Raw genomic sequence first — 13,168 nt, forward strand, 5'->3', positions numbered from 1 at the left:
GGTATAAAAAAATGGATCAGAGAAAATAAAATTGGGTTAGTTGCCGGATTGGTTGCAGTTCTAATGATAGGTGGGCTTGCCTATTGGTTTGTGTATGGGAGAAAACCAGTGGAAGAACCTCTTTCAATAGATGAGCAGATAACGGACAACTATCGTATCGATGCTATGGAAGTTAAAGCCCTTGAAGTCACAGATCAAGGCGTGTCTACAAATAGTCCTTTTGAGATTCAAGTAAAAGGTATAATTAATACGGATACCTTAAAGCGTGTCCTTAAAGTAAAACCAGATAAGGCTTATACGATCTCTATGAAAAATGAGAAAGATTTAAAATTTGAATTAACCTTTGATGCGCCACTAGATGCCGGTGAAATCGTTAGCGTGATATACGACCAAGGTGAGATACCTTTTGGTTTTGCTTTTCAAACCCAAAAAATATTAGCTGTAAGTGCTGTATATCCAGCAGAGGATAAAGAATATGTACCGACCAATACACTTATAGAAGTATATTTTTCGAAAAACATTGAGGCATCAATTGGTGATTATATAAATTTAACACCTCAGGCAGAAGGTCGCGTGGAGGTTTTTAACAATGTATATAGGTTTATACCAAAAGAGAATCTTCAGCCCAACACAGTATATACCTTAACCATAGAAGAGGGTTATGTTCATAAAGATGAGACCTTAGAGGGTTTCGAAACAAGGTTTACGACGGATTATAGTTATCATTCTAATCAGCAACTGATCTATTTTCTGAATAAGGACCTTATTTATCTAAATCCAAATGGCGTTCAGAGCTTTAGAGCCTATAGTGATCTGTATAATGAAGGCGAATCCATATCCATAAAGGCATACCCAATCAAAAAAGATGTGACAGCAATAAAGTTAAATAGGATGGTCCCCAAAGAAGCACAAACCTATTTAGATGCTAATGAGGAAGTATCAGAGTCCCCAAAAATGATTAAGGCTAGATATAATATTTATGACTACTATCAAGGTTACGTTACTTTGGATGAGAATCTAAGTAAAGGTTACTATTATCTACTTTTGGAAAAAAGTGATAAGATTGGTGGCACTTTGCTTCAAGTGACAGAATTCAATGGCTATCTGATGGCAGATAACGACCAACTTCTAGTATGGCTTCAAAGCACAGGAGACAATGTACTTGAAAGTGTCGTTTCAATAGATGACACGCCTATTGGTTCAACGAATGCGGCTGGACTTAGTGTTATGCCTTATAAAACACCTCAAAATACCTTTAAGATGGTAAAAATAAATACAAAAGAAGTACAACCTCTGTTGATGCCTTTACGAACAGGGACTTATGAGAAACAGTTTTTTGAGGATTATTGGTATTATGCATATACAGACAGAGCCGTTTATTTACCAACAGACCTAGTTTATGTATCAGGATTTGTTCAACATAAAAATGGTAAAGCGACTCAATCCGTTACGATTAAAAGGGTTATAGGTGACAAGATTTTAGAAGAAAAAACAGTAGCACTCTCAAAGAACGGGGACTATATTACTTCTTTTGAGTTTGAAGATTATTATGGTTATGGGTTCGATCTTCAGGTTTTTATTGGTGAAGAGAAGCTAACAACAGTATATGTTGGTATAAGTCAATTTGAAAAGCCAACGGTAACAATGAAGGGGAATACGGATAAAGATATTATGATGATGGGTGATGAAATCGTAGTAAGTGGAGAAGTGATGTATTATGAAGGTACACCATATACAAATCCGGAAATTGTTTTGGAAAGTGACTGGAATATTATTCTAAGAGAAGGTCTAAAAAGCGTTCAGTTTGAAGGTTCTGAAAATGGACATTTTGAGGAAGTCTTTATACCTTATTTGGATACAACGACATGGTATCCTGAGATGGTTCATCTTTATGCTCGGCTGGATACCATAGACAACTATTATGACACGATACCTATTTCTTTTATCATGCTTCCAAGAGACATGATGACCATTCTAGAACTTGAAAAAGTAAGCGATGCTGGATTTGAGATGACCTATAGAGCCCATGAAATCGACATTTCAAAACACGATCCTGAAATATTTGACGGCTCAAATCTTAAGGGCAATCCTATTGGTGATGTGAACGTAGAAGTGACAGTTAAAGAAATCTATTATGAAAAAGTATTTGTAGGTCAGTCTTACGATGAAGTAATGAAAGTGACCTATGACCGATTTAATTATAAACGTATTGAGAATATTGTTTTGAAAAACACGATGGTAACAGATGCTCAAGGTGTCATGAGTCTTAATTTTGATCAGGTGGTTGAAGGTCGTGACTATATCGTCGAAACAGTATCCTATGATGGCAAAGGACGTGTCATTAAAGACACAGGTTATTATGGTGGGGATATATATTATAGAGATGCTTTGGCATATCATCAATATGCTTATTTGGACAGTGATCAATATGCCTATGGTATTGATGAAGAAGCTCATATTTTTGTTAATACAGAGGAGGGGAGATTACAAGGGGGTAATCAGGATCAAATGCTTTTCATAGTGGTTAAAGAAGGTATCTATGAAACCTATTTGTCAGATACCCCCTCGCATACACTAAAATTCAAAGAGGATATGATACCAACGGTATATGTTCAAGGGGTCTATTTTGATGGTCAGTATATGCATGCCGGTTATAATTTTAGAAAATATTTGCAGTTTGATACGGATGAAAGAAAAGCCATGATTGACATAGAGTTTGAGCAGTCTGATTATAAACCGGGGGACACAGTTCACGGGGTTATTACAATGAAAGACAAGGATGGAAAGCCTTTAGAAGGTTACTACAATATAAGTGTGGTAGATGAAGCTTATTTTGCCCTTTACGAAGATCATAAAGATCCAAGAAGTGAACTCTACCAATGGCATTATAATACGGCCATACTAGGTGAAACGGTTGCCACATCAAAGTTTATTGAGGCAACTTATGGCGCAGAAGGCGGTGAAGGTGGTGACGGAAGTATACGATCTGACTTCAAAAATACAGCATACTTCAATAACGGCACAACCGATGAGAAGGGAGAAGCAAATGTTTCTTTCAAAGTACCGGATAATCTCACAAAATGGCGGGTGACGGTTAGTGGGATCACCCAAGATCTGTATGTAGGGGTTTCAAAAGAGAATCTAAATGTAACACTACCCTACTTTGTAACCGCGTTATTTGCAGATAATTTCTTAGAACAGGATGAACTAGGCTTAACCCTGAGATCCACATCAAAAAACGTACCAAGGGATACAGAGGCCGATTATAGGGTGGAAATTAAAAGCCAGGAAGGGTTTGATTGGACCTATGAAGGAAAAGGCTTCTTGAATGATTTCATGTATGTGCCTGTTGGTTCGCTTCCACTAAATACATTGGAACCAGGTAAATATACAGTGACGATTGAAGGATCTGTACCAGGATATAAAGATCGTATGTCTAAGAGTATACAAATCCATAAGAGTACCCAAAGACTGCCTTTGAACCATAAAGAACAAGTAGAAGAAAACACCATTATAAAACATAACAATCAGATGGTTCAAATCAGTATGATGAACCCACTGGCGAGAGAACGTTATGAGATGTTATCAAAATGGCTCTACAATCATGTAGAGGCTCTTGAGTACAAAGCATCAGGGTATATGGCTTATCTTGAAATGGAAAAGCTAGGGTTTGAAGTCAGCCATCTTACATGGCTAAGTCAAAAACCATATTATTACCTTCCGGAAAACAATCTCTATAATTCGACCCATTCAAGTGACGGTAGTGTTATAACAACAGTTGATTTGTTGCAAATGGGATGGGGAGATGTCATAGAAAATAGCGAAGTAGAAAGACTGAAGCTAGGCTTATATCAAAAAGCTATGAGCGATAAGACGAGTTATGTCGAATCCATGGCAGCTCTATATGGACTTGCCTTACTGGGAGAACCTATGTTAGAGAATATACGGGTAGCACTAGGTCTATCAACGTATAAGGAAGAGCCTTTAGCTGTGCTTTATGGTATAAAAGCTTTAGCTTACTATGGTGCGTATCAAGAAGTGATACAAGCATTATCTGAGCATTTTCCGTCAGGTAATCAAATGATTGGCATTGACTATATTGAGACTGAAGATCCAAATCAAAACAAAAAAAACGCTTTGCTGATGGCCATATATGTCGATTTAAATCAAGAAAAAATGGCTAGTTCAATTCATAATAGGATTCAAGATTTGGAAGTAAAAGGCTATATTACTGCCAGTGAGTGCTTTTATTATACAACCCATCTTCCAACCAACTTACTTGAAAGTGTCGTAGAGGTTAGTATTAATAAACAGAAAGAAATCATAAGGTTGGGGTATGATGATGTATGGCATCGTACCTTAACAGCAAATGAAGCTATGGAGACGGTATTCCTACCAATTAATGGTGAGACGACCATGATTACAAACTATATTGGATCACATCAAGACGTTGAAGTTAATAATGACTTAGAAGTGGAAACCCGTATCATTGCAAAAGAGGGTAGTATAAGCGTGGGTGACCTGATAACTGTTGAGCATAAGGTTAAGGTTCATAAACCCATTACTAACTTTGAGGTTATGGATGTTTTGCCTGCTGGTTTGGTATTTGTTGGAAATGTAGCAATTACTTCAAATGAAGTTAATATGTTGGCATATAATAACAATGAAGGGCGATCGGCACAATTTTACACATATGCCTATCATCATAATACGGATAAACTAAATGATTATGAATTTGTGCTTACCTATCAAGCTCGAGCCATTACTATTGGCAATTATGGATATGAGCCCATTGTGATTTTTGATACAAAAAACCAAAGCTACACTAAAGGAGAAGGAATAAAAGTTGAAATCATTCAATAGATTTTTCATTTGGGTGGTAGTGTTTTTTTTGATAGGTCTTTTAGCAAGTTGTACGCCCGATGTCAACAAGGAAGAGGAGATTGTCAATTATGATATAGATGCTCGGGTATTTATTGATAAAAAACAGATTGGCAAATACGATACTGAATATCTGGAACCTATTTATGGTGGGCTTGTACCTCATCACAATGTAGCCCATAGCATGATTAGTGATTTCTACAAAACACTTAAGAAAGATGTTGAACTAATTATACTTATTGGGCCTAATCATGGAGGCAAAGGTCCAAGGTACCAAGTTGTGGGATCTTCTTATATGACCCATTATGGTTTGGTCATCCCTTCGCCATTATATGGAGAATTATTGAACCATAGAGACGTTATGAAAGCGGATGATGTCATGCTCAGAGGTGAACATAGTGTGGGTATCCATATGAATTATATAAGAGCTAATTATGAAGATACGCCGGTTTTAACCTTATTGGTTCATGAGACCGGCGGTATTCATGGCGTGGACAGTCTTGGAAAACACATAAGGGATTTTATTGGGGATAGAAATGTAGTTGTTATTGGGTCAGTAGATTTTTCACATGATTTATCTCTAGAATTAGCAAAGCAAAAAGATCAAATAACCAAAGAAATCATTAGAAATAAAAGCTATAAAAGACTCTTTACCTTAAATAACGATTATATAGACTCTCCAACAACGGCCTATTTGACGATTATGCTTCTGAAAGAATTGGGATTTGATCATCAATTATTATTGAATGAAGGAAATGCTGCCCTTATTTTGAATCGTCCTAACATGGAAGCCACAACCAGCTACTTCGTATATGGTTATGGTAAAAGCACATCGATACAATCGGATTGAAGTAGATTGTGGCGCTTATGGCATAATTATACGAAATATGGTATAATAATGACACTATATTTGAGAAGTAATATCATGAGGTTCTAGAATGAAAGACAAAGAATATTCTCTTTCTATCTTTTTAATTACATTTATGGCCATGGGACATATATCATACGGGGCAACAGAGATAAACGCGGAGCCTAGAGGTAATGACCTAGTTTTTATAATGATGCTTGCTGTTATGCTGGTAGTCATTATCAAAATGTACTTGAATCTAAAAAAGCTAAAAGCCACAAATCTTGAGCTTGGAGACCAGAATAATATTTTGAAGTATATGGCATCTCATGACCCTGTAACACATCTATATAATAGGGGTACCATGGTTGAACATATACAAAAACACCTATTGATGCAGGAAAACAAACTCAGTTATCTATATGATATAGCCATTACAAATCTAAAACTTATTAATGACACCTATAGCCATGACATTGGAAATGAGGTGTTAAAAGTGGTTGCTAAAAGGCTCAGAGAAACCTTTAATGGTCCGTTAGAAACGTTAGGTATGGATCAAATGACTTTTTTAGCAATAGAAAGCAACACGAGTTGCAAGGAGGATGCCATATCTCGTGCCTGTACTTTGATTGAAGGGTTGACAGAACCTATTAAAGTAGATTATATGGAAATAGATGTGCTCATTAGCGTTGGTATAGCCATGGCTCCTGACCATTCGTTGGATGCCAAACAACTCATAAAAAAAGCCAATATGGCCTTGGTAGAGTCTTTGAACCGTGGATATAAAACGGTATACTATTATGAAGATACACTATATATCGATGTTATTAAGCGCATCGCATTAGAAAAACAGTTAAGAAGGGCTTTGAAATTAAATGAAATGGTGCTTTATTATCAACCTAAAATCAACTTAAAAACGATGAAGGTAGATGGTTGTGAAGCATTGATTAGGTGGCATCATCCGGACGGATATATTATTTATCCCAATGATTTTATACCACTAGCAGAAGATATCGGTTTTATTGATGATATCGGAAAATGGGTGGTGAAAGAATCGATTTACCAGGTTAAGAAATGGCAAGAGCAAGGACATAATATTCGGGTATCTTTAAACGTTTCAGGAAAAGAGTTTGATGATGAGTTTATAGAACATATACATCAAAACATTAAAAGTCAAGGAGTTGACCCTTCATTATTAGAAGTGGAAATCACAGAAACAGCTGCGCTTAAGGACCTTAATCATAGTCGACATTTGGTTCAAACTCTTCATGAATTTGGTATAGGGGTTTCTTTGGATGACTTTGGTACAGGCTACTCATCTATGACTTACATTAAACAGTTAAAAGCGTCAAAACTAAAGATTGATAAGTCCTTTATTGAAGATTTGGACAATATTGAGCAGCGTATTGTCATTGAATCGATGATCTTACTAGGGAAAAAATTGGACTACTATATTAATATTGAAGGTGTCGAAACAAAGAAGCAGTTGTACATATTAAAAGACTTAGGTGTGGATGAAGTTCAAGGTTGGCTGTTTAGCAAAGCTGTTTTGCCGGAAGCATTTATAGACTATGTGAAAGTCCTTGATGAAAATGGATTTAACGGATAATGGACGGTCATCCTATTGAGACATGGCGTGGATTTTGTCTAAAATAGCTATTTTTTCATGGGGCTTTAGTAGACTTTCCAAGTAAAAGGAACCGATCAAATACATGAGCATCATAGAAGTAATATGAATAAGTGTAAATGGAACGCCTAGGGAAGTCATTTCGAAGAGAACAAGAGGAAGTTTAGCAGAGGTCCAGGTACCTAAAAAGAAGAAAACATAAGCAAAACGAGCACCTTTACGTAAGAGTAAGGCAGCTATTGGGAAGGCTGCATAAAGTGGGCCAGCTGCCATAGAACCGAGTAAGAAGGAGAAAAACAGTCCGGTCAAGCCTGAATGCTCACCCATGTATTTTATCATGGTCTCTTTTGGAATCCAGACATCCATTAAGCCAATCAAAAGGAAGATGGGTGGGATAACCCCCATCATAGTTACAAGGTTATCATAGGATATGCTTAAAGAAGATCTTGCATATGAAGGTTCAACGAATGCCATAACAAGGATCACCAAAAGAAAAGCGAGTGTAAATTTGTGTTTTATTAATACTAACTTCATTATAGAATCCCCCCAATCAATCCGGCAAAAATTAAAGATGCAAATAGAGCAAAAACATTTCTGAGAATGGTCGTTTTTTTGTTAAAGTATTTGAGTTCAATGGCTAAACTTGAAATACCGACAGCCATCAAAGTGGCAATAAAAACAGCGACCTGAGGATAACCCGCACCACCAATGAGTAGATTTTCGCCAAGTGAAAAGGCTACAAAACTAGGCATAAAAACAATGGAACCAAGAACAGCGCCAACAATAATACCAGTTAGGCCGGATTCATCACCAAGCAGCTTACCAATTAATTCAGGTGAAACCAATGTTAGCATAATACCGACAAAGAGAATCATAGGAATTAGGGCAGGTACTAACCCAGTAAAAGCCTTATAGGCTTTTTTTAGTGCCATCATTGTTTTTTGTCGATCTTTAAAATAAGAAAGAACAGTGAGCAAAATCGAAACAGTATAGAAAAGAACAGTAGTTGTCATATAAACCTCCTAATTAAGTACTGTATATTATTATATTCAGATATAATAGTTTTGTCAATGGTATTTAGTTTGAATTTAAATGATATACTGAAAAATCAAAAAAATGGAGTGTGTATTTATGGAAAGTAAGTTAGACATAAGAGGGTATGCATTGGTTTTCTCATCCTATGTTATGTGGGGACTGCTGACGTTTTATTGGAAGCAGCTGACGATGTTATTGCCCTTTGAGGTATTATCTACAAGAATCATCTTTTCATTTGTGACAATGGGCTTGGTGTTGATGTGGAAAAAGAACCGCCTTTTTATTTCTTATTTGACTCAGCCCAATAAGAGGAAAATCTTAATATTGACAAGTATTTTGATTATGGCCAATTGGGTCATTTATATTTATGCGGTTAGTTCGGATCAGATTGTACAAGCCAGTTTGGGTTATTACATCAACCCACTCGTTAGTATTCTATTGGGTCTTCTCCTGCTTAAAGAGCGGATCACACGACTTCAGATGATTGCGGTTGGCTTTGCTTTGGCTGGTGTTTTATATATGACATTTGGTTATGGTCGTTTTCCATGGATATCCATTGCTGTTGCTATGTCTTTTGGTTTCTACGGCTATACAAAGAAAAAAGAAAGCTTAGATACCTTAAATAGTCTTTTTGTGGAAATGATGATGGGCTTGCCTTTCGCATTGGTATATATTACTTGGCTCAATTCAAATGGTGGTTCTCATTTTCTTACGGTGTCAGCTTGGGTGACATTTTTAATGTGCTTATCGGGAGTTGTATCAATTGTACCTTTATTATGCTTTACAGAAGGTGCTAAAAGAATACCTTTATCTAGTGTTGGTTTCTTACAATACATAGCACCGACTTTGATGTTGCTTATTGGCGTTTTGGTTTATGACGAGCCTTTTACAAGTGAACAATTATTTAGTTTTATATTGATATGGATTGGATTAAGTCTATATACCTTTAGTTTAATTCGAACCAAACCAAGAATGATTATAAAGACGAATGAAGAAGTTGACGGACAAAACGATAAGCAATGGTGGTTAAAGTCCTTCTAGCCAAGGAAAGATTCTAAAAACCATGAGTCAATTAAAAAATCGGACCCACTTAATGAGGGTCCGATTTTTGTGTCATAGTATAAAGATTAACGGATTGGGCAAGCACCGCCATCACAACCTTCTGTACCGAGATCCAGCTCAATCTCATGCTTCTCATATTTTGAAAGTAGACTAGGAATGAAAGGCTTCATTTGTGCTTTTCTTTCATTATAATCTTCCTCGGTTATTGATTCGTAAGGTAGCAGTTGGTAAAAACTATCATCTAAAGATAAAAAGGAAAGTGCTACGACATCGTCCCAATTTTCCCATACCCATTCTTCAACAAGATCCCACTCATGTTCACGGACGTGAATGGTTATAGAACAGTTATGATCCACATAGTTTTCCATGAAAAGTTTGTAGTTTTCAAGTTGTTCTAGAGCAGATACATCATACTTAGTAGTACCATTCGGTGCTTTTATAGGGAATTCTATAACCTTAGTGGTACAGGTTGCCATATCTTGTCCCACTTCAGGGAAGATAGGATAATCCAATTCCTCGCACACTTTAACCAATGGATCAGATGCATTGATTCGAACCCGCCTAACATAATAAGGAGAGTGAGAATAATGTACACCACTAGATACAGTGGGTAATTGACTCAAAGTACCTTCAGGCTTGACAGTTGTCACAAGGAGTGGTGGGTTTTCACCAATATCGCTGGCGTATTCTTGGGCAGCTTCTATAGCAACGGATCTAAGGTCACGTAATAGTTTTGCTTGTGCCTTTTGATCATAAGCAAGGGCATTGACCATGTCTTGCCATCCAGTCAAGGAACAACCAAGAAGTTTGTCACGGTCTTGAACATAATTCCAATCAGGGATTTCTAGTTCTACACATGTCATTCTGTACCCAGCTCTTGCAGATAGGCGCTGAGCTTCCATGAGACCATCATAATCTAAAGTATTGTCCTCATTTACATAGGCAAAAACATTAATCGTTGTTAAATTACACAAGCCATTAGAATCAAGAAGTATTTCTCCACAAGGGTTGACACCGCTCATATTTGATCTACGCTTTGCACCGGCGACTTCATTAACCCAACCCGGTTCGCCGGAGTATCGCATTTGTTCGATTTGCCAGTGAAGTTGCCCTCTTGTTGGTTTGCTTTGATAGTAGATAGAGTTATTGCTCATCTGTCTATGAATAATATCATGATCTACAATCCATTGACCATCAATTTGTTTATAAAGTGCATTTTTAGCTTCAATACATTCTTTGTCATCTGAGTCTACAAGTACAATCTCAGCAGTTCTACGAACGCCACCGACAACCACATTCTCACCTATGATATTTGCAATATCCAAACAGTCTATAGGTAATAGCCGTACAAATGTATCTCCAAGTACAACACCACGTCGTCTTACCACATTGGTGATTTTTGTAAACATATTTTTAAGGCTGGTGTGGCCACTTGCTGTCCCGCCAAAAGTCTTTAGAAGTTCGCCTTTTGGACGAACATTGTTATAATTGATGATTACGGTGTTGATTCTACGGTACTCATTGGAATAAAGAATCTTAATAAAGAAATCCAAAGATTGTACCCAACCTTCTTTACTATCGCCAATAATGATCTTAACCGTATTATTATGGGAAAAATCAAGGCTCGTGCTGTCTTCACGTGACTGTTTTGGAACGGGTGTATAATCCTCATGAATGACTTCAAAGTCTGTTCTAAGTTTGGGTAACCTTGCAACGTCGGATTTAAGAACTCGGACACCGACCCCAGAACCAACCATCAATAAGTAAAACAAGTCTTTATAAGCACTATAATTATTGATGACGGTAAAAGCACAATTGAAATTAGCCATTGGATAGTGCTTGGCAACATCAGTACCACCAACCCAAAAAGTACGGCCGGATAAAAATTGTCTAAGATTGAAAATATTATCGTATAATTTTTCTGCTTCACGCTTAGTAGTTGGCACCAAGCTACAATTATATTCTACAGATCTTCTTACAGTTTCCCACCAATATTCTCTTCTTTTTTCTTCAGGAAGCCATCGGGAATAGGTTCTGTAGTATACAAAATTACCAAGCTGTTTCATAGGGTTAGGACGATGTTTGTATCGACTGATGAACTCTTCACTAAGAAGGCGACCATCTATCCTTTTTGATCTTTGATCTCTTGTTTTGTCACGCTCATACCGGTATAAGATGTATCGTTTTGCGGCATCTTTTCTTGTAGACTCCATTAAGTACTGCTCCACAAGATCTTGTACATCTTCAACGGATACAGGACTTTGCATTTTTTCTAAGCTTTCTGCTACACGTTCACTTATAGAAGCCGCTAATATTTCATCAACGCTATCTTTTGTTTCAGCCATAGAGAGCTTGATTGCGGTAGATATTTTTTCGGGAATAAAAGCTGTAACGGTACCGTTACGCTTTAATACTTTTATCATAGCTGTACACCTCATTCACAATATATAGTAGTTAATAGTAAATTGATACACTACATATTGTACCAACCTCTAATCTAACTGTCAATGGCGTTACATGAAAAAAACATAGTTTATTGCGATTTGTAAGTAGTGACAAAAGTATTAGGGAAAAGGGATGTAAGGTTTATCTTGTAGAAAACCTAGATTACTGTTATATTAGGTGTATATGTAGTGGATTTTAAGTGGATACTTTAATCTAGAGATTAAAGTGATGATTAGAGGAATAGGTGAACCATGATTGAATTAGGAAAAAAACAAACAATGTACGTCGTAAAAAAGACGCCCTTAGGAATATTTGTAAATGAGAACCCCGAGGAGCTTATTAATAGTATTGTACTGTCTAATCAAGAATTAGAGCGTGCTGAGGATGAAAAGATATATGAATTAGGTGATGTGGTAGAAGTCTATTGCTATTTAGATCAGAAGAAAAAATTACAAGGTACTTTGATGCCGCCTTTACTATGTAATGGAGAAATCGGTATTTTGGAAGCAGTAGAAACCAATCATTTTGGTGCCTTTTTGTCATGGGGATATGATAAAGATATATTGATGCCCTTTAGTGAGCAGTTACGTCCAATTAAAAAAGGTTACAAGGTTTTGGTAGGCATCTATGAAGACAAGTCAGGCAGGCTGTGTGCCACACAGAAGCTTAAGAAAATTCTTCGTAGTGACAGTCCTTACAAAGAAAACGACCAAGTATCAGGTATTATTTATGACATTAAGGAAGACATGGGTGCATTTGTGGCTGTGGAAGGCAAATATTACGGTCTCATTTTGTCAAATGAACTTTTGCCTAATATGAAAATCGGACAAAAGGTTGAAGGACGTATTACCAAAGTTAGAGAAGACGGAAAGTTGAATCTGACAACAGCTCAGAGAATCGATTTTCAAATGGATTCAGACTCAGAAAGACTCTATCTGAGATTATGTGATGCAGGTGGATTTCTACCCTACCATGATAAATCGGATAAGGATGTAATTAATAAAGCATTTAACATGAGTAAAGGTGCTTTTAAAAGGGCACTTGGTAGGTTATATAAAGAGGAAAAGATATTGATTAAGGAAGATGGCATATATAAGATATAAATGTAGGTCATCCTACAGTGTAGGATAACCCATATGCTAAAAAGGTCTCTAGGTAAAAAAGCTTAGAGACTTTTTTAATGGGTCCCATGAAAACCCTTCTACGATTAGAACCTATAGCTACAGACAAGCACTTAAGCTTGCCTTATTATCCTATTTTTAATTACACAT

8 protein-coding genes are annotated in these 13,168 nt (G+C 36.7%); 5 read left to right on the forward strand and 3 right to left on the reverse strand.

From position 1 onward, the window contains the following. From P0N36_RS12800 to P0N36_RS12810, 3 genes are all read left to right on the forward strand, one after another. Positions 1-4,863, forward strand: a 4,863-nt coding sequence (locus P0N36_RS12800) for an Ig-like domain-containing alpha-2-macroglobulin family protein (protein ID WP_275843242.1), incomplete at its 5' end; no start/stop codon positions are given. 19 nt (positions 4,864-4,882) lie between these two features. After that, positions 4,883-5,731, forward strand: a complete 849-nt coding sequence (amrB, locus tag P0N36_RS12805; protein ID WP_275843243.1) for an AmmeMemoRadiSam system protein B — start codon at positions 4,883-4,885, stop codon at positions 5,729-5,731. 88 nt (positions 5,732-5,819) lie between these two features. Beyond that, positions 5,820-7,337, forward strand: coding sequence for a putative bifunctional diguanylate cyclase/phosphodiesterase (locus P0N36_RS12810; protein ID WP_275843244.1), 1,518 nt, complete (start codon positions 5,820-5,822; stop codon positions 7,335-7,337). Between the two features lie 12 nt (positions 7,338-7,349). On the opposite strand, the gene P0N36_RS12815 is transcribed toward P0N36_RS12810, so the two are convergent. Beyond that, positions 7,350-7,889, reverse strand: a complete 540-nt coding sequence (locus P0N36_RS12815; RefSeq protein WP_275843245.1) for a permease — start codon at positions 7,887-7,889, stop codon at positions 7,350-7,352. Continuing rightward, on the reverse strand, positions 7,889-8,368 hold the full coding sequence (locus tag P0N36_RS12820) for a permease (RefSeq protein ID WP_275843246.1): 480 nt from the start codon (positions 8,366-8,368) through the stop codon (positions 7,889-7,891). Before P0N36_RS12820 ends, P0N36_RS12815 begins: the two co-directional genes overlap by 1 nt. 118 nt (positions 8,369-8,486) lie before the next feature. Here P0N36_RS12820 and rarD point away from each other — a divergent pair, with 118 nt between their 5' ends. Continuing rightward, on the forward strand, positions 8,487-9,431 hold the full coding sequence (gene rarD / locus P0N36_RS12825; protein WP_275843247.1) for an EamA family transporter RarD: 945 nt from the start codon (positions 8,487-8,489) through the stop codon (positions 9,429-9,431). An 86-nt stretch (positions 9,432-9,517) separates the two neighbouring features. On the opposite strand, the gene nrdJ is transcribed toward rarD, so the two are convergent. Next, positions 9,518-11,875 (reverse strand): ribonucleoside-triphosphate reductase, adenosylcobalamin-dependent, encoded by a 2,358-nt coding sequence (gene nrdJ, locus P0N36_RS12830; RefSeq protein WP_275843248.1) that lies wholly within the window; start codon positions 11,873-11,875, stop codon positions 9,518-9,520. A gap of 273 nt (positions 11,876-12,148) precedes the next feature. Here nrdJ and P0N36_RS12835 point away from each other — a divergent pair, with 273 nt between their 5' ends. After that, positions 12,149-13,000, forward strand: coding sequence for a CvfB family protein (locus tag P0N36_RS12835; RefSeq protein WP_275843250.1), 852 nt, complete (start codon positions 12,149-12,151; stop codon positions 12,998-13,000). Positions 13,001-13,168 lie beyond the last annotated feature (168 nt).

It is taken from the genome of Petrocella sp. FN5 (assembly GCF_029210395.1).
GTDB lineage: Bacteria > Bacillota > Clostridia > Lachnospirales > Vallitaleaceae > Petrocella.